Genomic DNA, 20,474 nt, shown 5'->3' with positions numbered 1-20,474 from the left:
GCCCCGCACCTCCCCCACCACGCCGAGCACCTCCGTGACGACGACGTCCGGCCGGTCCCGCGGGACGAGGTGCCCGCTGCCCTCGGCGACGACGAGCCGCGCCCGCGTGGACAGGGCCAGCATCCCGCGCTGCCCCTCCTGCCAGATGCGCTCCAGCTCGGCCCCGCCGGCCTCGGAGATCCCGGCGGCGGCGTAGTCCTGCGGCTCGCCGCGGGCGATCACGCGGACGGGGAGGTCGCCGAGGTCCTGCCCGCGGACGGCGTCCTCCGTGGAGCCGATGAGGTCGGCCTCCTGCTGCCGTGCGGCGAAGAACGCGGGGGTGGCGACGACGTCGAGGAACCGGTCGCGCTCGGCGGGCTCGACCACGCCGTTGAGCAGCTGGTCGCCGAGCAGCCGGAGCGCACCGGTCCGCTGCAGGGTGCTGAGCAGCCACGGCGGCGGGTCGGCGGGCCGCCCCTCGCCGGCGAGCACGGCGGCGGTCCGGTCGGCGTCGTCCTCCGGGCGCGCGTCGACGAGCACCAACCCGGCGACGTCCTCCGGGTGCCGCTCGGCGAGCAGCCGGGCGAACAGGCCGCCCATCGAGTGCCCGACGAGGACGTACGGGCCGTCGAGCCCGACGGCGTGGAGCGCGGCGCGCAGGTCCCGCACGACGGCGTCGCCGGTCCGGGGCTCGTCCGACGGCTCGCTCCACGCGTAGCCGGCGCGGTCGTACGACACGACGGTGACGTGCGGGGCGAGGGCGTCGGCGACGGCCCGCCACCCGAGGGACGTCTCGCCGCTGCCGGCCTCCAGCACGACGACCGGCGAGCCGGATCCCCGGACGTCCAGGTGCAGGGCGTGTCCGCCGACGTCGACGAGCCGCCCGGGGGGCGGGTACCGGGTGCCGGCGTCGCGGGACGCCCAGGCCTCGTAGCCCGCCCCGGCGAGCGGTGCGAGCACGAGCAGCAGCAGGCCCGTCAGCGCGACCCGCAGCAGCGGGCGGCGGCGCCGGGGCCGTGGCCGGCGTCGCGGCGGGGCGGGGCGGGCGGGGGGCGGGGGTCAGAAGGAGTCGCTGGTGAACGCACCCCCGCACGCTCCCGCCCGCCGGCGCCCCGCCGCGTCGTCAGGACGACGGAACCGCGGGCGGGGGCCTCCTCCGTCCGGCGGACCCGGCCGGCGCCCGTCCGCCGGACCCGGCAGGGGCCCGTCCGGCGGACCGGGCCCCGGCCGCCGGCCGGACCGCCCTCAGCCCAGCAGGTCGTGGATCGCGACGGTCGCCTCACGCCCGGGGCCGACGCCGACGGCCGAGATCCGGCAGCCGGAGATCTCCTCGAGGTGGGCGAGGTACTTCTGCGCGTTCGCCGGCAGGTCGGACAGCTCCCGGGCCCCGCTGATGTCCTCGGTCCAGCCGTCGAGGTACTCGTAGACCGGCGTGGCGTGGTGGTAGTCGCTCTGGTCGTCGGGCATCTCGTCGAAGCGCCACCCGTCGACGTCGTACGCGACGGCCACGGGGATCTTGTCGCGACCGGTCAGCACGTCGAGCTTGGTGACGACGAGGTCGGTCAGCCCGTTGATGCGCGAGGAGTACCGCGCGACGACGGCGTCGTACCACCCGGTGCGGCGGGGCCGCCCGGTGGTGGTGCCGAACTCGCCGCCGGTCTGGCGCAGCCACTCGCCGTCCTCGTCGAACAGCTCGGTCGGGTACGGCCCCTCGCCGACGCGGGTGGTGTACGCCTTGGCGACGCCGACGACGCGGTCGATGCGGGTGGGGCCGATGCCGGAGCCGGTGCACGCGCCGCCCGCGGTGGCCGACGACGACGTGACGAACGGGTAGGTGCCGTGGTCGATGTCGAGCATCGTGGCCTGCCCGGCCTCGAAGACCAGGGTCTTGCCGGCGTCGAGCGCCTGGTTCAGCACGAGCGGGGTGTCGGCGACGTAGGGCCGCAGGCGCTCGGCGTACCGGAGCAGGTCCTCGACGGTCTCGTCGACGGTGATCGCGCGCCGGTTGTAGACCTTCACCAGCAGGTGGTTCTTCTGGTCGAGGGCGCCCTCGACCTTCTGCCGCAGGATGTTCTCGTCGAAGAGGTCCTGGATGCGGATGCCGACGCGGTTGATCTTGTCGGCGTACGCGGGGCCGATGCCGCGGCCGGTGGTGCCGATCTTCCGCTTGCCCAGGAACCGCTCGGTGACCTTGTCGACCGTCCGGTGGTACGGGGCGATGACGTGGGCGGCGGACGACACGAGCAGCCGCTCGGCGGAGACGCCGCGGGCCTCGAGCGCGTCGATCTCCTCGAACAGCACCTCGATGTCGATGACGACGCCGTTGCCGATCACCGGGACGACGCCGGGCGACAGGATGCCGGACGGCAGCAGGTGCAGGGCGTACTTCTCGCCGCCCACGACGACGGTGTGCCCGGCGTTGTTGCCGCCGTTGAACTTCACGACGTAGTCGATGCGCGACCCGAGCTGGTCGGTCGCCTTGCCCTTGCCCTCGTCGCCCCACTGGGTCCCGAGCACCACGACGGCCGGCATGTGATCACCACTCCCACCCTGCCCGGCGGCGGCTCCCACCGCGCGGGTCCGAGCGCCGAGGCGCTGTCGCGGGGGTGCCGGGCACCGGACGGCAGGCGTCCCCGGTACCTCCGAAAGGCTACCGGAGCCGCGCGATCACCGTCCGGAGGCCCGGTCAGCGCAGCGCGGAGACCTCTTCCGGCGACGTGCCGGAGTCGACGAGGAACTGGGCGCAGCGCGCGGCCTCGTCGTCCTCCTCGATGGCCTCGGCGGCCTCGGACAGCGCGAGGAGCGCGCGCAGGAAGCCCTGGTTCGGCTCGTGGTCGGCGGGGATCGGGCCGCGGCCGCGCCAGCCGGCCCGGCGCAGCGCGTCCAGCCCGCGGTGGTAGCCGGTGCGGGCGTAGGCGTAGGCGGCGACGGGGTCGCCCTCGTCGCGCAGCGCGCGCTCGGCCAGCAGCGCCCAGGCGAGGGACGACGCGGGCACCTCGCGGGCGGCGTCGCGGGGGTCCCCGCCGCCCAGCAGGACGGCGCGGGCGTCGGCGTCGGCGCCGTCGGGCCGCCGGGTGGGCTCGGGCTCCAGCAGGTTCGGTCCGGTCATGCGCCCCAGTCTCGCAGGCCACGCTCCCGGCGGGCCCGGGCGCGTGGCGCGGGCGCGGGTGGTGCGCTCGGCATGCGCCGCCCGGAGGGACGTGGTTACAGTCGTGCAGCGTCTGCCCGCCCCCACGGAGGAAACCCCCATGATCGAGATCGCCACCTCGGCCGCGACGACCACGCTCGTCATCGCCGGCGACCTCGACCTGGCGGAGCGGGACCAGTTCCCCGAGATCGCCGCCCGCGTGGTCGGGCTGCGGCGCCAGCTGCTCGTCATCGACATGTGCGACGTGACGTTCATGGACTCGACGGGTGCGGCGTTCCTCATCTCCCTGGCCGACGCCAGCCGCAAGCGCGGCGGGGCGACGGTGCTGCGCGGGGCGGACCCGCGGGACCTGTTCGTCCTGGAGATCTGCGGGGCGCTCGAGCTGTTCCGCATCGACGCGGACCACAAGTGCGCGCACGAGGGAGCCGGCACCGTGCCGCAGGACGCCCCGGCCTGACCACGCACCCGACGGCGGGCGCGACCGCCGTCAGCGGATGGACGCCTCCGTGGGGCGCACGCGCGCCCACACGACCTTGCCGCCGCGCGAGGGACGCCAGCCCCAGTCGGCCAGCCGCTCGACGATCCGCATCCCGAACCCGCCGATCCGCCCCGGGTGGCCCTCGGTGGCGACGGGCGGGGTCGGGTTGGAGTCCTCGACCTCGATCCGCAGGCCCTCGCCGGTGTCGTGCAGCCGCAGCGTGACGCGGCCCCAGCCGTGCAGCACGGCGTTCGCGACGAGCTCGGAGACGACGAGCTCGGCGTTCGCGGCGTCGCCGAGGTCCCACGCGTGCGAGGTCCGGACGACGGCGTGCCGGGCCCGGGCGATGGACGCGGGCTCGCTGGGCAGCTGCCACCGCCGGCTGCGGACGTTGCCGCCGTGCCCGGAGGTGTCGGTGAGGTCGGGGATGCGGACGACGACCACGGCGATGTCGTCCTCGGGGCTGTCGGCCAGGCGGGACAGCAGCTCCTCGCCGATGCCCGCCGCGTCGACGGCCGACGCGCCGGCGGCCACCTCGCGCAGGGCGTTCAGCCCGTCCAGCAGCGCCCGGTCACGGCGCTCGATGAGCCCGTCGGTGTAGAAGACCAGCACGTCGCCGGGGCGCAGGTCGTGCCGCGCTGTGCGCCGGGCCCCCTCGCCGAACCCGATGAGGGCGCCGCCGGCCTCGTCGAGCAGCACGACCTCGCCGCCCCGCACCAGGAGCGGGGGCAGGTGCCCGGCCCGGGAGTACTCGAGGTGCCACGTCGGGCAGCCGTCGGCGTCCTGGGGCGGCCGCCGGGTGAGCGTCGTCAGCACCAGGCCCGCCGATCGGGGGATGCGCATGCCGCCGACGAGCTGGTCCACGCGCTCCAGGACGGGCCCGGGCTCCGTGACCTCGAACGCGTAGGCGCGGACGACGGACCGCAGCTGACCCATGGCGGCGGCGGCCTCGACGTCGTGGCCGACGACGTCGCCGATCACGACGCCCACGACGTCGGAGGCGACCTGGACGACGTCGTACCAGTCACCGCCGACCTGCGCGTAGACGACGTTCGGCGCGTAGTACGACCACACGTCGAGCCCCTCGACCTCCGCCTGCTCGGGCAGCATCGCGCGCTGCAGCGTCTCGGCGACCCGGTGCTCGCGGGCGTACAGCCGCACGTTCTCCATCGCGAGGCCGACGCGGCGCGCGGTCAGGGACAGGATGGTGCGGGTCCGCTCGTCGAGCCCCGCGCGCGCCGGTGCGGGCCCCGCGTCGTCGGGGCGCACCCCGGGCCGGGCGACGACCGCGAGCAGGCCGAGGACCCGGTGCCGCCCGGGCAGCGGCAGCACCGCGACGTGGCCGGCCTCGGCGCCGCCGGGCACGCGGCCGCGCAGGTCGGCGGCCAGCCAGGCGGAGGCGGACCCCGTCTCGTGCTCGGCGCCGAGGTCCAGGTCGAAGGGGACGGACGCGCCCTCGCCCTCGCCGTCGAGCAGGCGCTGGACGGCGTCCGGACCGCTCGGGCCCGCGGGGCGCCCGCCGCGGCGCGGCACGAAGGCGAGCGCGCCGCCGTTCCCGCCGGCGCGCCGGCCGGAGGACCGGGACGCCCGGCTGGTGTCGACGCCCTCGGCGGCCTGGAGGCCGTCGTCGTCCACGTAGAACTGGGCCCAGGCGACGACGTTGCGGGACAGCAGCTCGGCGATCGCGCGCAGCCCGAACGGGTCGTCGAGGTCCATGACGAGGTCCGACACGGCGCCGATCAGGGCGAGGTCCTCGCTCTCGCGCCGCACGACCTCGACCTCCGCGGCGACGGCGGCGTCCCGGTCGACCTCGGCGGTGACGTCCACCAGCGCGGCCACCCAGTGCGTCGGGGTGGTGCCGCCGGCCCCCGCGACGGGGGTGACGACGGTGCGCGCCCAGAACCAGTCCCCGCCGGACCGGCGCAGCCGCAGCAGCGCGGACGTCGCACGGTCGGCGCGCACGGCGTCCTGGAGGTGGCGCAGGCCGGACCCGTCCTCCGCCGCGAGCGCGATGAGGTCCGCCGCGGGCCCGCGCACGTCCGCGAGCGTGAGCCCGGTCGCCTCGGTGAAGGCGTGGTTGACCCACACCACCGGCCAGCCCTCCTCGGCGGCGGCGACCAGGACGGGCATGCCGACGACCTGTCCGACCGCGCGGCCGATGGAGTCGAGGGTCTCCTCGGCGCCGCCATCGGGCGTGGAGTTGACCACCACCGCCTCCGATCGTCTAGCGTTCCCACAAGTTCCGGCGAAGCCACCCACCGGGACGAGCCGACTACCCGGGGGCGGCTGCGGACGCAGGACCCGCCACCATCCGGACCGAAGGGAGCATCGTGCGCGACGGTAACAGCACACCGCCGGGCGGGCTCGCCGGGGACCAGAGCGCGGAAGGCGCCTCCGCGGCGACCGTGCCGGCACCCCGGGACGCTGCCGGAGAGCCCGGGTCGGTGCACGTCATCCTCTCGCCGGACCGCACCACGATCGTCCTGTCCGGCGAGGTCGACGCGGATCTCGGTCCGGACCTGACGCAGGCGACGACCGACGCCGAGCAGGCGGGCGTGCCGATCGAGGTCGACGCCCACCACGTCACGTTCATGGACTCGTCGGGCGTGGCGTTCCTCGCCCGCCTCGCGATGCGCACCCCGCACCGCGTGCGGCTGCTGCACGTCCCGCCGACGGTGCAGTTCCTGCTGGAGGTCACGCGCATCGGCGAGCTGCTGGACGTCGTCGAGGACGTCCCGCCCGCCGGCTGACCCGCTGCACGACGGACGAGGGCCCGGTCACCACGTGGTGACCGGGCCCTCGTGCCGTCAGACGCGGTGCGTCAGGCGTGGTGCGCTCAGGCGAGCTTGTTGCCCGCCGACCGCAGCTGCTGCGCGGCCTCGACGATGCGCTGGGCCATGCCGGCCTCGGCGAGCTTGCCCCAGGCGCGCGGGTCGTACGCCTTCTTGTTGCCGACCTCGCCGTCGATCTTCAGGACGCCGTCGTAGTTGCTGAACATGTGGCCGACCACGGGGCGCGTGAACGCGTACTGGGTGTCGGTGTCGATGTTCATCTTGATGACGCCGTTGTCGACCGCCTCGGCGATCTCCTCGGCCGTGGAGCCCGAGCCGCCGTGGAACACGAGGTCGAACGGGTTCTCCTTGCCGATCTCGGCGCCGACGGCCTTCTGGATGTCGGCGAGGATCGACGGGCGCAGCTTGACGGCACCGGGCTTGTACACGCCGTGCACGTTGCCGAAGGTCAGGGCCGTCAGATAGCGGCCCTTCTCGCCGGCGCCGAGGGCGCGGACGGTCGCGAGGCCGTCCTCGGCCGTCGTGTACAGCTTGTCGTTGATGGCGGCCTCGTGGCCGTCCTCCTCGCCGCCGACGACGCCGACCTCGATCTCGAGGATGGTGCGCGCGGCCTGCGACAGCTCCAGCAGCTCCGCCGCGATGACGAGGTTCTCGTCCAGCGGGATGTCCGAGCCGTCGAACATGTGCGACTGGAAGGTCGGGTTCTTGCCGGCCTTCACCTCCTCGGCCTCGAGGGCCAGGAGCGGGCGGACCCAGGAGTCGAGGTTCTTCTTGACGCAGTGGTCGGTGTGCAGCGCGACGGTGATGCCGTAGCCCTTGGCGACCTCGGTCGCGTAGGCGGCGAGCGCCCGGGTGCCCGAGACGCGGTCCTTGATCGTCGAGCCCGACGCGTACTCGGCGCCACCGACGGACACCTGCAGGATGCCGTCCGACTCCGCCTCGGCGAAGCCCTGCAGCGCAGCGGTGATGGTCTGGGAGGAGGTGATGTTCACGGCCGGGTAGGCGAACTTGCCCGCCTTCGCCCGGTCGATCATCTCGGCGTACACCTCGGGGGTGGCGATGGGCATCGCAGCGGCTCCAAAGAGAGTGGGGTTTTCGCTATCGCACCAAGTCTGGCACGTCCACGGCGCAGCCCGTCCGGGACGTCCTGCCCACGGACGCCCGCCGGCCGCCGGGTGCGCGCCCGGCCGCCGGGTGCGAGCCTGGGGCGGACGGTTGCAGCAGCGGCGATCTCACGGCAGCGGCCACCGCCGCGCGCACGGCTGGAGCACCGCCATCACCACGCACTCCCCCGAGGACGTCGACCGGATCCACGCGTACGCCGCGGAGCACCTCGACGAGCTCGTCCGGCAGCTGGCGGACTGGGTCCGCATCCCGGGCGTCGCGGGCGTCGCCGGCAACCAGATGACCCTGCAGCGCTCCGCGAACTGGCTGGCGAGCGTGCTGCGGCAGACCGGGTTCCCGCGCGTCGAGCTGTGGGAGGTCGAGGGCGGCGCCCCGGCCGTCTACGCGGAGTGGCTCGCCGCCCCGGGGGCACCCACCGTGCTGGTCTACAGCCACCACGACGTCCGCAGCGTGAAGCCGGAGAACTGGGGCCAGGTCGACCCGTTCGAGCCGGCGGTCCGCGACGGGCGTCTCTACGGCCGTGGGACGTCGGACGCCAAGGGCCAGGTGCTGTGCCACGTCTGGGGGCTGCGCGCGCACCTCGCGGCGACCGGCCGGAGCGCGCCGGCCGTGAACGTCAAGCTGCTCGTCGAGGGCGAGGAGGAGGCGCTGTCCGAGCACCTCGCGCAGCTCCTGGAGGACCACCCGGAGGCGACGGAGGCCGACGTCGTCGTGCTGAGCGACACCGTCATGTGGCGCGCGGACGCCCCCGCGGTCTGCGTGGGGCTGCGCGGCTCGCTCAACGCCTCGCTCGAGGTGGTCGGCCCCGGCCGCGACGTGCACAGCGGCGCGGTCTCCGGCCCGGCCCCTAACCCCGTGGTGCCGCTGGCGCAGCTGGTCGCCGACCTGTTCGACGAGGACGGCCGGGTCACGCTCCCCGGCTTCTACGACGACGTCCTGCCGGTGAGCGACGAGGAGCGGGCCGCGATCGCCGCGCTGCCGTACACCGACGAGGACTGGCTGGAGCGCTCCGAGACGCACGCGATCGTCGGCGAGCGCGGCTGGTCCACCCTCGAGCGGCTCTGGCTGCGGCCGGCCGTCGAGGTGCTCAGCGTCGTCGCGGGCGACGTCGAGGCGCCCACCCGCGGCGCCGTGCCGTCGGTCGCCCACCTCGACCTCAGCATCCGGACGGTGCCCGGCCAGACCATCCCGCGCGTGGCCGACCAGCTCCGGTCGTGGGTCAAGGAGCGGATGCCGGACCACGTCGACTGGGAGCTCACCATCCCGATGGAGCCGACGCAGGAGCCGTACCGCACGCCCGACGACCTCCCCGCGCTGCAGGTGCTGCGCGACGCGATGGCCGACGGGTGGCGCGTGGAGTCCGTGGGGCAGATGCGCAACGCGGGCGGCTCCCCCGCCTCCCTGCTGCACGACGCCACGGACGCGCCCGTCTTGTTCTTCGGGACCGGGCTGCCCGAGGACCACTGGCACGACAGCGACGAGAGCGTGCTGATCGACATGCTCCGGATGGGCACCGCGACGCTCGGCTCGTTCTGGGGCCGGCTCGCGGCGTCGGCCGGCTAGCCCCTACGACTCCGGCGGCGGGCCCGCGTGCCGGACGGCCCACGCGTGCATCGCGATCGCGGCGGCGGCGCCCGCGTTGATCGACCGGGTCGACCCGTACTGGTCGATGTGCAGCACCGCCTCCGCCCCGTCCCGGGCGGCGTCCGACAGGCCCGCGGACTCCTGCCCGAACAGCAGCACGCACTCCCGCGGCAGGTCGTACCCGTCGAGCGGCACGGACCCCGGCACGTTGTCGACCCCCAGCACGGGGAGCGCGACACCCCCGGGGCCGGCCGTCGCCGCCCACGCGAGCAGGTCCTCGACGGCGGCGTGGTGGTGCACGTGCAGGTACCGGTCGGTGACCATCGCACCGCGGCGGTTCCACCGGCGCCGGCCGACCACGTGGACGCCGGCGGCGTTGAACGCGTTCGCGGTCCGGACCACCGAGCCGATGTTCAGGTCGTGCGCCCAGTTCTCGATCGCGACGTGGAACGGGTGCCGCCGCGTGTCCAGGTCGGCGACGACCGCCTCCACCGTCCAGTACCGGTACCGGTCGGCGACGTTGCGCCGGTCGCCGTGCGCGAGCAGCTCCGGGTCGTAGCGGGGGTCGTCGGGCCACGCGTCCGGCCCGCCGGGCCAGGGTCCGACGCCGACCTCGGCGGGGTCGCGGTCGGCTGCGGGGCGGTCGTCGGGGTCGGGGCCGGTCACGCGCGCCATCCTCGCGCACCGGCAGGGCCGGGACGCGACCGTGCGGGGCGAAGGGCCCGCAGATCCGCGCGGAGCCGCCGATAGCGTCGGCCGATGCGGGTGGGCATCTACGTCGACGGATTCAACCTCTACTACGGCGCTCGGGGCCTGTGCGGCCGCGGCACCCCGGGCTGGCGGTGGCTGGACCTGCGCGCGCTCGGCCGGCGCCTCGTGGAGGCACGGTCCGGGTGGCAGGCAGCCCGCGTCACGCGCGTGGTCCACTGCACGGCCCGTATCAGCGGGGCGGACAACCCCGGTGGGCAGCGCGACCAGGACGTCTACCTGCGCGCGCTGCGGGCGAGCGGATCCGTCGACGAGCTGTCGATGGGCACCTACGTCACGCGCGTGGCCACGGCACCGCTCGCGGTGGAGGGCCGCCGCGGGCGGCCGGAGCTCACCCGTCCGCAGTGGCCGCTGATGGTGCGGGACGGCACCGGCACCCCTGTGCCGGACGCGGTCTTCATGGCTTCGATCGCGCGCCGGGAGGAGAAGGGCTCCGACGTCAACGTCGCCTCGCACCTGCTGATCGACGTCCTCAGCGGGGCAGTCGACGCCGCCGTCGTCGTGAGCAACGACTCGGCGCGGGTTCCCACTGGTGGTACCAGCTGGCTCCGGAGGACCTGTTCGCCACCCAGCTCCCGGGCACCATCGGGCGGATCTCGCGGCCGGCCTCGTGGTGACGTGCGCGGTGGCCGCTGCGCGGCTTGTGCGCACGGAGTGCCGGCTGACAGACTGACGGCATACCGCCCGCCCCCTCTGGGGGCGGGTTTTCTCGTCCCAGGCGTCACGTCGTCCACCCCCGCACAGGAACTGCACACGGGGGCCCAGAGGTCCTGACACCCGCGCCCGTACCCTGGTGCCCATGTCTGCCTCGACCGCGCTCGCGGCCATGCTCCCCGCCGTCGGCCCCCAGCCCGCGCTCCTGCCCGACTGGCTCGACGCGGAGCACCTGATCTCGTCGTTCGGCACCTACGCCCTCATCGGCATCGTGCTCGTCGTCTTCATCGAGACCGGCCTGCTGTTCCCGCTGCTGCCCGGCGACTCGCTGCTGTTCACGGCGGGCGCGCTGGTGGCGCAGGACGCGCTCGACTTCCCGCTGTGGCTGCTGTGCGCGCTGCTGTTCCTGGCGGCGTTCGCCGGGGACCAGGTGGCGTACCTCATCGGGCACAAGGCCGGGCCGCGGCTGTTCCGGCGCCCGGACTCGAGGATCTTCAAGCAGCAGTACATCGACCAGACGTACGCGTACTTCGACAAGTACGGCGGCCGGACGGTGATCCTGGCCCGGTTCGTCCCGATCGTGCGCACGTACGCCCCGGTCGCCGCGGGCGTCGGCCGGATGCGCTACCGGACGTTCGTGTCGTACAACGTGGTCGGCGCGCTGCTGTGGGGCGTCGGGGTGACGGTGCTCGGGTACCTGCTCGGCACGATCACGTTCGTCCGCGAGAACATCGAGGCGCTGGCGGTCCTCATCGTGCTGATCTCGGTGATCCCCGTGGCCTTCGAGGTGTGGCGGGGCCGCCGGGCGGCGAAGCGGGCGGACGGCGGGCGCGACGAGCGCTACGACGAGCCGGCCGAGCGCGCCGAGGTCGAGCGCAAGGCGTTCGAGCAGTGACCGCCCGTCCCGTCACCTCCTGGCTGTCGGACATGGACGGCGTCCTCGTGCACGAGGGCGTGGCGCTCCCGGGGGCGCCCGAGTTCGTCCGGGCGCTGCGCGACGGCGGGCACCCGTTCCTCGTGCTGACCAACAACTCGATCTTCACGCCGCGCGACCTGCGCGCCCGGCTGGTCGCCTCCGGCATCGACGTCGCCGAGGAGTCGCTGTGGACGTCGGCGCTGGCGACGGCGCAGTTCCTCACCGACCAGGAGCCGTCGGGCTCGGCGTACGTGATCGGCGAGGCGGGGCTGACGACGGCCCTGTACGAGGCCGGGTACACGCTGACGGCCGCCGACCCGGACTTCGTGGTGCTCGGCGAGACGCGCACGTACTCGTTCGAGGCGATCACCCGGGCGATCCGGCTGATCCAGGGCGGCGCGCGGTTCATCGCGACCAACCCGGACGTCACCGGCCCCAGCCGGGAGGGCGACCTCCCCGCGACGGGCGCGGTCGCCGCGATGATCACCGCGGCGACCGGCCGCAAGCCGTACTTCGTCGGCAAGCCGAACCCGATGATGATCCGCTCGGCCCTCAACCGGATCGACGCGCACTCGGAGACCACCGCGATGGTCGGCGACCGGATGGACACCGACGTCGTCGCGGGCATCGAGGCCGGGCTGCGCACGTTCCTGGTGCTGACGGGGTCGACGCGGGCCGAGGACGTCGCGCGCTACCCGTTCCGCCCGACGCGGGTGCTCGACTCGGTCGCCGACCTGGTCGAGCGGGTCCCGGAGTGGGCGACGTCGGCCCCCTGAGCACCCGGGCCGGCCTGCTCAGGCCAGGCCGAGGTCCGACAGGTCGTACAGGTAGTGGTAGGGGACGCCGAGCGCCTCGATCTTCTCCCGCGCGCCGGTCGCCCGGTCGACGATGACGGCCACGCCGCGGACGTCGGCGCCGGCCTCGCGGGCGGCCTCGACCGCGGCGATCGGGGACGCGCCGGTGGTGGAGGTGTCCTCCAGCACGACGACGGGCCGCCCGGCGATGTCCGGTCCCTCGATCCGGCGCTGCATCCCGTGGGCCTTGGCCTCCTTGCGGACCACGAACGCGTCGAGGTCCTGGCCGCGCGACGCCGCGGCGTGCAGCAGCGACGTGGCGACGGGGTCGGCGCCGAGCGTCAGCCCGCCCACGGCCTCGACCTCCGCGGTGCCCAGCCCGACCTCCTCGAGCCGGTCGAGCAGCACGTGCCCGACGAGCGGCGCGGCGCGGTGGTGCAGCGTGATGCGGCGCAGGTCGACGTAGTAGTCGGCCTCGCGGCCGGAGGACAGGGTGACCCTGCCGCGCACCACGGCGAGCTCGACGATCAGGTCGCGCAGCTGCTCGCGGGGAGTCGGGGACATCGGGGAGCTCATCACGCCCGCCAGCGTAGCGACGCGTCGCCCGAGGGACCGACCCGGCGGGCGCGGCCCACGCCCGTCAGTCGACCCGGAGCTCGCCGATCCGCCGCACCGCGGTGCGGGGCAGGGCCCGCAGCACCCCGGACGCGACGCGGTAGCGCAGGCTCGGCGTCGAGATGACGGCGCCCCGGCGGACGTCCGCGAGCGCGGTGGCCACGACGCGGTCGGCGCCCAGCCACGCCAGCTCGGGGTAGCTGTCGGAGCCGCGCAGCCCGGCGCGCTCGTGGAACTCGGTGTGCGTGAGGCCGGGGCACAGCGCGGTCGCCGTGACGCCCGTCCCCGCGAGCTCGACCGCGAGGCCCTCCGTGAACGTGCGCACCCACGCCTTGTGCGCCGAGTAGGTGCCGGACGCCATGAGGGCGGCCACGCTCGCGACGTTGAGGACCGCCCCGCGCCCGCGCTCGGTCATCGCCCCCGCGGCGGCGTGCGACAGCACCAGGACGGCCTTGACCATGAGGTCGAGCGCCGACTCCTCGCGGGCCAGGTCGCCGCCGACGAAGCGCTGCCCGAGCCCGAGACCCGCGTTGTTCACGAGCAGGCCGACCGGGCGCTCCGTGGCCCGCAGCCGGTCCGCCACCCGCTCGAGGTCCGCGCGGTCGGTGAGGTCGGCCGTCAGCACCTCGGCGTGGATGCCCGCGGCGGCCCGGAGCTGGGCGGCGAGCCGCTCGAGGCGCTCGGTGTCCCGGGCGACCAGGACGACGTCGTGCCGGGCGGTGGCGAGCTGCCAGGCGAACTCGAGCCCGAGGCCGGCGCTGGCACCGGTGATGAGTGCGGTTCCCATGGCGCCACCCTACGGAGCGTCGCGAGCGGTTGTCGCCGCGACGCGAGGTGCGTCGCCGGTGTCGGGGGCGGCCGGTAGCGTGCGGCTCATGCGCCTCGCCACCTGGAACGTGAACTCCGTCCGCACCCGCGTCGACCGCGTCATCGCCTTCCTGGAGCGCAGCGGCACCGACGTGCTGGCCATGCAGGAGACGAAGTGCAAGGACGAGCAGTTCCCGCGCGAGGCGTTCGAGGCCGCGGGGTACGAGGTCGTCACGAGCGGGTTCAGCCAGTGGAACGGCGTCGCGATCGCCTCCCGGGTCGGGATCACCGACGTGGAGCACGCCTTCGCGGGCCAGCCGGGGTGGGGCGAGGACCCGGTGACCGAGGCCCGCGCGCTCGGCGCGAGCTGCGGCGGCGTGCGCGTCTGGAGCCTCTACGTCCCGAACGGCCGCGAGGTCGGGGACCCGCACTTCGACTACAAGCTCCGCTGGCTGGAGGCCCTGCAGAAGGAGGCCGGCCGGTGGATCGAGGAGAACCCGGCGCTGCCGGTCGCCCTGGTCGGCGACTGGAACGTCGCCCCGCTCGACACCGACGTGTGGGACATCGCGAAGTTCGCGGGGAGCACCCACGTGACCCCGGCGGAGCGCGAGGCGTTCGCCGCGATCGGCGCCGCCGGGTACACCGAGGTGTCGCGCGAGCACATCCCGGCCGAGCACACCTACACGTACTGGGACTACCAGCAGCTGCGGTTCCCCCGGAACGAGGGCATGCGGATCGACTTCACGTGGGCGTCGCCCGCGCTGGCCGTCCGGGTGACCGGCGCGGCCATCGAGCGGAACGAGCGCAAGGGCAAGGCGCCGTCCGACCACGTCCCGGTGGTGCTGGACATCGCCGACGCCGCCTGACGCGCCCGTCCGGGGGAACCGTGCCGGGCGGCGGCGGGCGGGCCGCGCGCTCCGCTAGGTTCTGCGCATGACAGCGGACGGCGGCCCCGGACCTGACGGCGCGGGCGAGCCCTACGGTGCGGTCGTCCCCCACGGCGCGAGCACCCCCTACGGTCCGGGCACCCCCTACGGCGCGGGCACGCCCTACGGCGCGGGCACCGCCTACGGCGCAGCCCCCTCCTGGGCACCGCCCCCGCCCGCGTCGACGGACTCCCTCGCGATCGCCTCGCTCGTCGTGAGCTGCGTGGGGCTGTTCGTCGGCTTCCTCACCGGCCCCGTGGGCGTCGGGCTCGGTGTCGCCTCCCTCCGCCGGATCCGCCGCACGGGCGCGCAGGGGCGCGGGCTGGCGATCGCGGGCATCGTGGTCGGCGGCGTCATGACGGCGCTGCTGCTGGCGGGCGTGGTGCTCCTGGTGGTGCTCGTCGCGACCGTGAGCTCGAGCGGCAGCGACGAGTCGTGGAGCGCGACCGCCGACGACGCGTCCGGCACGATGCCGCCCTTCGAGCTGACGGTGCTCCTGCAGGCCGGCGACTGCCTGGACGTCGCGCCGCAGACCTACGACATGTCCGACGCCGCGGTGGTCGGCTGCGACGAGGCCCACGCGGCGGAGGTGCTGAGCGTCCTGCCCGTGGCCGCGCCGCTGCAGGAGAACCTGACGGCGGACGACCCGGTGTGGGCCGACCTGATCGACTGGTGCTCCGCGGACGCCGCCACGGTGCTCGACGGCGTGCCGCCGGTGCCGTCGCTCAGCACCGACGTCTACTACCCGCACCCCGACCAGTGGGACCAGCCGGACGTCATCGGCCGCTCGGCGTACTGCGTGCTCGTGGTGGAGGAGCCCGTCACCGGGTCGGCGGTCGCCGGCACGCTCGCCGGCCCGGCGGACCCGGCCCGGCTCAGCGGCTCGGAGGTGTGACCTGACCGGCTCGTCCGCCTACCCGGACCCGTACTACACCCCCGGCTGGGGCGCGCCGCGGCCGCGCACGGACCGCGTGAGCGTCGCGGCCCTGGTCACGGGCGTCCTCGGGCTCGGGCCGGTGGCGGTGGTGCTCGGCCTGGTCGGGGTGCGCCGCACGCGGGCCGGTGCGCTGCGCGGCCGGGGCCTCGCGGTCGCCGGGCTGGTGCTCGGCGGGCTCGGCACGCTCGCGTGGGCGGCGCTCGCGGCAGCCGGCATCGGGACCGCGCTCGCGTCCCGCCCGCTGCCGCCGGACGTCGCCGCACCCGTCGACGCGCGGGCGGTCCAGCTCGTCACGGGGAACTGCCTGGCGGAGCTCCCCGAGGACGGGCCGGTCGACCGGCTGCGCGTGGTGCCCTGCGCCGACGAGCACGCCGCGCAGGTCGTCAGCGCGTACGAGTTCGGCGCGGACGCCGCCTGGCCGGGCGCGGCGGAGGCGGCCGCGCGAGTGGCCGCGGGGTGCGACCTCACCGCCGCGGAGCAGGAGCGGGGCCTGACGATGGTCGCGTGGTCGCCGACGGAGCGGTCCTGGGCCGCGGGCGACCGCACGGGCCTCTGCGTCGCGGTGACGGCGGAGCCGGGCACGGGCTCGCTGCTGGGCGGGACCGCCGGCCCCTGACGTCAGAGCCGGGCGGTCAGCTGGTCCTGCACGACGGCCCGCACGACGCCGGCCATGTCGGTCGCCCCGTCGTCGAGCAGCCACTGCACCTGCAGGCCGTCCATCAGGGCGATGAGCTGCCTGCCGGCGGCCTCCGGGTCGATGCCCTCACGCAGCAGGCCCGCCTCCCGGGCGCGCGCGTACGCCGTCACGCCGGTGTCCACCGCGCGGCGGTAGCGCTGCTGGAAGTACGCGTGCGCCGGGTGGTCGGCGGACGTCGCCTCGGCGGACAGCACCGCGTAGAGCTCGACGATGCCGCGCCGGGTGGTGTTCAGCGCGGTGAGCTCCACCAGGTGCCGCAGCGTCGTGACGCCGTCGGCGCTGTCGGTCTCCAGCCACTCGATGTCGGCCTCGTCCCGGTGGTCGAGGACGGCCAGCAGCAGCGACTCCTTGGTCGGGAAGTGGTGCAGCAGCCCCGGGTGCGAGATGCCGCACCGCGCGGCGATCTCGCGCAGGGAGGCGCCGCGGTAGCCGACCTCCCCGAACATCGCCATCGCCTGGTCGATGATCTCGCGCCGTTTCGCGCGGCCCTTCGCGTACCCCCGCTGCACCTCGACCGTCATCGTCGCGCTCCCCCTGCACCGTGCCCGCGGGCACCGACCGGCGCCCGGGCGACAGCGTCTCACAGCCCTCCGTCACGACGCCGCGAAAACCTGACCGCACGGTAGGGATCAGGCTAGAGTGGGCCGCCTCAGACCCACCGCACGAGGAGGTGCCGCATGACCGACGCACTCGACGTCGAGCGTGTCCTGGCCGCGCTGACCCTGGAGGAGAAGGCCGCCCTGACGTCCGGCTCCGACTTCTGGCACACCGAGGGCGTCGAGCGCCTCGGCGTCCCGGAGGTGATGGTCACGGACGGCCCGCACGGGCTGCGCAAGCAGGCCGAGAGCGCCGACCACCTGGGCATCGGGAGCTCCGTGCCCGCGACGTGCTTCCCGCCCGCCGCCGCGCTGGCCTCGACGTGGGACCCGGAGCTGCTGACGCGCGTCGGCCGCGCGCTGGGCCGCGAGACCCGCGCGAACGAGGTCGCGGTGCTGCTCGGCCCCGGCGTGAACATGAAGCGGTCGCCGCTGTGCGGGCGCAACTTCGAGTACTTCTCCGAGGACCCCGCGCTGGCGGGCGACCTCGGCGCCGCGCTCGTCACCGGCATCCAGGCCGAGGGCGTCGGCACGTCGCTCAAGCACTTCGCCGCGAACAACCAGGAGACCGACCGCATGCGCGTCTCCGCGGACGTCGACGAGCGCACCCTGCGGGAGATCTACCTCCCGGCGTTCGAGCGCGTCGTCACGCGGGCGCAGCCGTGGACGGTCATGTGCTCGTACAACCGGGTCAACGGCACCTACGCGTCGCAGGACCACTGGCTGCTCACCGAGGTGCTGCGCGACGAGTGGGGCTTCGAGGGCCTGGTCGTCTCCGACTGGGGCGCCGTGGTCGACCGCGTCGCCGCCGTCGCCGCGGGGCTGGACCTGGAGATGCCCGCCACCGGCGGCCGCACCGACGCGCTCGTGGTCGAGGCGGTGCGCAGCGGCGCCCTGGACGAGGGCGTGCTCGACGTGGCCGTGCGCCGCGTCCTGACCCTCATCGCGAAGGCGCAGCCGGCGCTCGCCGAGCCCGGGACGATCGACGTCGACGCGCACCACGCCCTGGCCCGCGAGGCCGCCGCGGACGGGTCGGTGCTGCTGAAGAACGACGTGGTCGACGGCGCGCCCGTGCTGCCGCTGACGCCCGAGGCCGCCGCGTCCGCCGTGGTCATCGGGGAGTTCGCCCGGACGCCGCGCTACCAGGGCGCCGGCTCCTCGCAGGTCAACCCGACCCGCCTGGACGACGCCCTCACCGCGCTGCGCGAGGCCACCGGGACGCCGCTGCCGTTCGCGGCCGGGTTCTCCGTGGCCGGGGTCGAGGGGTCGCAGGACGCGGACGACGCCGCGCTGCTCGCCGAGGCGGTCGACGCGGCCCGGGGCGCCGGCACGGTGCTGCTGTTCCTGGGCCTGCCCGCACCCGACGAGTCCGAGGGCTACGACCGCACGCACCTGGGGCTGCCCGCGAACCAGCTCGCCGTGCTGCGCGCCGTCGCCGAGGTCAGCCCCCGGGTCGTCGTGGTCCTCGCGAACGGCTCCGCCGTCACCGTGGAGTGGCAGGACGACGCCGCCGCGGTGCTCGAGACCTGGCTCGGCGGCCAGGCCGGCGGCTCGGCCGTGGCGGACCTGCTGCTCGGCGTCCGGAACCCGTCCGGCAGGCTCGCGGAGACCATCCCGCACCGCGTCGAGGACACCCCGGCGTTCGGGAACTTCCCCGGGGACAACGGGCACGTCCGGTACGGCGAGGGCGTGCTGATCGGCTACCGCTGGTACGACACCCGGCTGGTCGACGTCGCGTACCCCTTCGGCCACGGCCTGTCGTACACGACGTTCGACCACACCGACGTCACGGCCACCGTGTCCGGCGAGGGCGCGGCGTCGTCCGTCGAGGTCGGCGTCACGGTCACGAACACCGGTGCCGTGGCCGGCGCCGAGACCGTCCAGGTCTACGTGGGCGACCCGGAGGCCGCCGTGCTCCGGCCCACCCGCGAGCTCAAGGCGTTCGGCAAGGTCACGCTCGAGCCCGGCGAGTCCCGGACGCTGACCTTCACGCTCGGCGCCCGCGACCTGTCCTACTGGCACCCTGCGCTGCGCCGGTGGGTCGTGGGCGGCGGCCGCACCGTCGTCGAGGTCGGGGCGTCGTCCCGCGACATCCGCGGCACCGTGGAGGTCGCCGTCACCGGTGAGCCCCTGTGGGGCGAGCTGTCCGCGGACTCGACGGTCCACGAGTGGCTCGCGCACCCGCGGGGCCGCGAGGTGCTGGGCACGGGCTTCAGCGACGCGACGGCGCAGCTCGACCCCACGATGCTCGCGATGATGGGCGACATGCCGATGCGCGTCGTCGCCGGCTTCGGCATGGCGGGCTTCGACCTCACGACGCTCGACGACCTCGTGGCGCAGACCCGCACGGCCTGACGCCCACCCGGCAGCACCCCGCAGGCCCGTCGCGCACCCCGCGCGGCGGGCCTGCGGGGTGCCGGGCGTCACCCCCGGCGCGGGCCCGACGTCCCACGGGGGTGGACGCGCGCGGTGACACCCTGGTCACGGGCGCGCGGCAGGCGGGCCCGCACGGGCGAGAGGGGTTCGACATGGCAGCGGCACGGGTGGTCGTGGTCGGGGGCGGGTACGGCGGGACGCGGGTGGCGGCGCTGCTCGACGACGTCGCGGACGTGGTGCTGGTCGAGCCGAAGGACGCCTTCGTGCACGCCTCGGCCGCGCTGCGGGCCGCGGTGGACCCGGAGTGGGAGGAGCGGGTGTTCTTCCCGTACGGGAACCTGCTGGAGCGGGGCAGCATCGTGCCGCAGCGCGTGGAGCGGGCGACGTCGAGCGGTGTGCGGCTCGCGGACGGCACCGCCCTGGACGCGGACTTCCTCGTGCTGGCGACGGGCACCTCGTACCCGTTCCCGTCCAAGTTCATCGAGTCGGAGACGGCGGTCGCCCGCGCGCGGCTCGCGCGGATGCGCGACGGCCTGGACCGGGCGCAGCGGGTGCTCGTCGTCGGGGCCGGCGCGGTGGGGCTCGAGCTCGTGGGCGAGCTGCTCGACCGGTACCCGCACCTCGCGATCACCGTGGTGGACCAGGCCCGGGACGCGCTGACCACCGGGGACTACCTGCCGGAGCTGCGCGCGGCGGTGCACGAGCAGCTCGACGGGCGGGTGGACTTCGTCCTGGGCTCCCGGCTCGGCTACCTGCCCCCGTCGGACGTCGGCACGTTCGAGCCGTTCGCCGTGGAGACCGAGGCCGGCGTGCGCGTCGAGGCGCAGATGTGGTTCCGCTGCTACGGGAACCTCCCCGCGAGCGACTACCTGGCCGGCGACCTGGCCGGGGCGCGGAACGGGCTCGGGGAGGTCCGGGTCGACGCGACGCTCGCGCTCGCCGGGCACCCCACGGTGTTCGCCGTCGGGGACATCACGGACGTGCCGGAGTCGAAGCGGGCGTCCGCCGCGCGGGCGCACGCCGAGGTCGTCGCGGCGAACATCCGGGCCCTCGTGGCCGGGGACGAGCCGGCGGCGACCTACGCCCCGGCGCCGGAGCGGATCGTGCTGCCGCTCGGCCGGACGGGCGGGGCGTCGCAGGTGGTCGGCGAGGACGGCGTGCGGCGGGTCCTCGGCGCGGAGGAGACGAGCCGGATCAAGGGCGCGGACCTGTACGCGGGCGCGGTCGCGGAGATGTTCGCCTGACCCGCGACCCCGCGCCGCCCCCGCGACCCGCGGGACGT

General features: G+C 75.2%; 20 protein-coding genes. 11 read left to right on the top strand and 9 right to left on the bottom strand.

The window, feature by feature from the left end; genetic code table 11:
- The 3 genes from QNH85_RS04510 to QNH85_RS04500 all read right to left on the bottom strand — a co-directional run.
- On the bottom strand, window positions 1-939 hold a 939-nt coding region (locus QNH85_RS04510; protein WP_282944941.1), incomplete at its 3' end, for an alpha/beta fold hydrolase.
- A 285-nt stretch (window positions 940-1,224) separates the two neighbouring features.
- Window positions 1,225-2,511: an adenylosuccinate synthase gene (locus QNH85_RS04505; RefSeq protein ID WP_282944939.1), complete on the bottom strand. Its 1,287-nt coding sequence runs from the start codon at window positions 2,509-2,511 to the stop codon at window positions 1,225-1,227.
- Window positions 2,512-2,665: 154 nt separating this feature from the next.
- Window positions 2,666-3,088 (bottom strand): DUF3151 domain-containing protein, encoded by a 423-nt coding sequence (locus QNH85_RS04500; RefSeq protein ID WP_282944937.1) that lies wholly within the window; start codon window positions 3,086-3,088, stop codon window positions 2,666-2,668.
- A gap of 139 nt (window positions 3,089-3,227) precedes the next feature.
- Between QNH85_RS04500 and QNH85_RS04495 the strand changes: the two genes are divergently transcribed.
- On the top strand, window positions 3,228-3,584 hold the full coding sequence (locus QNH85_RS04495) for an STAS domain-containing protein (protein WP_213283493.1): 357 nt from the start codon (window positions 3,228-3,230) through the stop codon (window positions 3,582-3,584).
- 30 nt (window positions 3,585-3,614) lie between these two features.
- Here QNH85_RS04495 and QNH85_RS04490 read toward each other — a convergent pair whose 3' ends face one another.
- Complete coding sequence (locus tag QNH85_RS04490; RefSeq protein ID WP_282944936.1) at window positions 3,615-5,813, bottom strand: SpoIIE family protein phosphatase; 2,199 nt, start codon at window positions 5,811-5,813, stop codon at window positions 3,615-3,617.
- Between the two features lie 122 nt (window positions 5,814-5,935).
- Here QNH85_RS04490 and QNH85_RS04485 point away from each other — a divergent pair, with 122 nt between their 5' ends.
- Window positions 5,936-6,355, top strand: coding sequence for an STAS domain-containing protein (locus QNH85_RS04485; protein WP_282944935.1), 420 nt, complete (start codon window positions 5,936-5,938; stop codon window positions 6,353-6,355).
- An 86-nt stretch (window positions 6,356-6,441) separates the two neighbouring features.
- Here QNH85_RS04485 and fbaA read toward each other — a convergent pair whose 3' ends face one another.
- On the bottom strand, window positions 6,442-7,464 hold the full coding sequence (fbaA, locus tag QNH85_RS04480) for a class II fructose-bisphosphate aldolase (protein WP_213283495.1): 1,023 nt from the start codon (window positions 7,462-7,464) through the stop codon (window positions 6,442-6,444).
- Window positions 7,465-7,612: 148 nt separating this feature from the next.
- Between fbaA and QNH85_RS04475 the strand changes: the two genes are divergently transcribed.
- Window positions 7,613-9,085 (top strand): M20/M25/M40 family metallo-hydrolase, encoded by a 1,473-nt coding sequence (locus tag QNH85_RS04475; protein ID WP_282944934.1) that lies wholly within the window; start codon window positions 7,613-7,615, stop codon window positions 9,083-9,085.
- 3 nt (window positions 9,086-9,088) lie between these two features.
- Here QNH85_RS04475 and QNH85_RS04470 read toward each other — a convergent pair whose 3' ends face one another.
- Window positions 9,089-9,781, bottom strand: coding sequence for a TrmH family RNA methyltransferase (locus QNH85_RS04470; RefSeq protein WP_428830351.1), 693 nt, complete (start codon window positions 9,779-9,781; stop codon window positions 9,089-9,091).
- 84 nt (window positions 9,782-9,865) lie between these two features.
- Here QNH85_RS04470 and QNH85_RS04465 point away from each other — a divergent pair, with 84 nt between their 5' ends.
- Genes QNH85_RS04465 through QNH85_RS04455 form a run of 3 tightly spaced genes read left to right on the top strand, consistent with a single transcriptional unit; the run spans window position 9,866 to window position 12,220 of the window.
- Entirely contained in the window at window positions 9,866-10,648 is a 783-nt protein-coding gene (locus QNH85_RS04465) for a PIN domain-containing protein (protein WP_282944930.1), read from the top strand.
- A gap of 25 nt (window positions 10,649-10,673) precedes the next feature.
- Window positions 10,674-11,423: a VTT domain-containing protein gene (locus QNH85_RS04460; RefSeq protein WP_282944929.1), complete on the top strand. Its 750-nt coding sequence runs from the start codon at window positions 10,674-10,676 to the stop codon at window positions 11,421-11,423.
- A 32-nt stretch (window positions 11,424-11,455) separates the two neighbouring features.
- The gene (locus tag QNH85_RS04455) at window positions 11,456-12,220 is read left to right on the top strand and encodes an HAD-IIA family hydrolase (protein ID WP_282944981.1); all 765 of its coding nucleotides are present in this window, start codon (window positions 11,456-11,458) and stop codon (window positions 12,218-12,220) included.
- 18 nt (window positions 12,221-12,238) lie between these two features.
- Here the strand turns inward: QNH85_RS04455 and pyrE are convergent, their stop codons facing one another.
- Together pyrE and QNH85_RS04445 are read right to left on the bottom strand one after the other, a co-directional pair.
- A complete protein-coding gene (gene pyrE, locus QNH85_RS04450) occupies window positions 12,239-12,814 on the bottom strand; it encodes an orotate phosphoribosyltransferase (protein ID WP_282944979.1) in 576 nt (191 codons plus the stop codon).
- Between the two features lie 64 nt (window positions 12,815-12,878).
- The gene (locus QNH85_RS04445) at window positions 12,879-13,640 is read right to left on the bottom strand and encodes an SDR family NAD(P)-dependent oxidoreductase (protein ID WP_282944927.1); all 762 of its coding nucleotides are present in this window, start codon (window positions 13,638-13,640) and stop codon (window positions 12,879-12,881) included.
- Between the two features lie 88 nt (window positions 13,641-13,728).
- Here QNH85_RS04445 and QNH85_RS04440 point away from each other — a divergent pair, with 88 nt between their 5' ends.
- The 3 genes from QNH85_RS04440 to QNH85_RS04430 all read left to right on the top strand — a co-directional run bounded on the left by QNH85_RS04440 (window position 13,729) and on the right by QNH85_RS04430 (window position 16,139).
- Window positions 13,729-14,526 (top strand): exodeoxyribonuclease III, encoded by a 798-nt coding sequence (locus QNH85_RS04440; RefSeq protein ID WP_282944925.1) that lies wholly within the window; start codon window positions 13,729-13,731, stop codon window positions 14,524-14,526.
- Window positions 14,527-14,593: 67 nt separating this feature from the next.
- Window positions 14,594-15,481 carry a DUF4190 domain-containing protein gene (locus tag QNH85_RS04435; protein WP_282944923.1) on the top strand — a complete coding sequence of 296 codons (888 nt, stop codon included), beginning with the start codon at window positions 14,594-14,596 and terminating at the stop codon, window positions 15,479-15,481.
- Between the two features lie 76 nt (window positions 15,482-15,557).
- On the top strand, window positions 15,558-16,139 hold the full coding sequence (locus QNH85_RS04430) for a DUF4190 domain-containing protein (protein WP_282944921.1): 582 nt from the start codon (window positions 15,558-15,560) through the stop codon (window positions 16,137-16,139).
- Between the two features lie 2 nt (window positions 16,140-16,141).
- Here QNH85_RS04430 and QNH85_RS04425 read toward each other — a convergent pair whose 3' ends face one another.
- Window positions 16,142-16,741, bottom strand: coding sequence for a TetR/AcrR family transcriptional regulator (locus tag QNH85_RS04425; protein ID WP_282944919.1), 600 nt, complete (start codon window positions 16,739-16,741; stop codon window positions 16,142-16,144).
- A gap of 156 nt (window positions 16,742-16,897) precedes the next feature.
- On the opposite strand from QNH85_RS04425, the gene QNH85_RS04420 reads away from it, so the two are divergent.
- Both QNH85_RS04420 and QNH85_RS04415 read left to right on the top strand, forming a co-directional pair.
- Window positions 16,898-19,171, top strand: coding sequence for an aryl-beta-d-glycosidase (locus QNH85_RS04420; protein WP_282944918.1), 2,274 nt, complete (start codon window positions 16,898-16,900; stop codon window positions 19,169-19,171).
- 173 nt (window positions 19,172-19,344) lie between these two features.
- Window positions 19,345-20,436 carry an FAD-dependent oxidoreductase gene (locus QNH85_RS04415; RefSeq protein WP_282944917.1) on the top strand — a complete coding sequence of 364 codons (1,092 nt, stop codon included), beginning with the start codon at window positions 19,345-19,347 and terminating at the stop codon, window positions 20,434-20,436.
- The last annotated feature ends 38 nt before the right edge of the window (window positions 20,437-20,474 follow it).

Origin of the sequence: Cellulomonas endometrii (assembly GCF_949769265.1) — a bacterium.
Classification (GTDB): Bacteria; Actinomycetota; Actinomycetes; order Actinomycetales; family Cellulomonadaceae; genus Cellulomonas; species Cellulomonas endometrii.
Note: the sequence above shows the minus strand (reverse complement) of the source record. Positions and strands in the feature narration are given on the sequence as shown.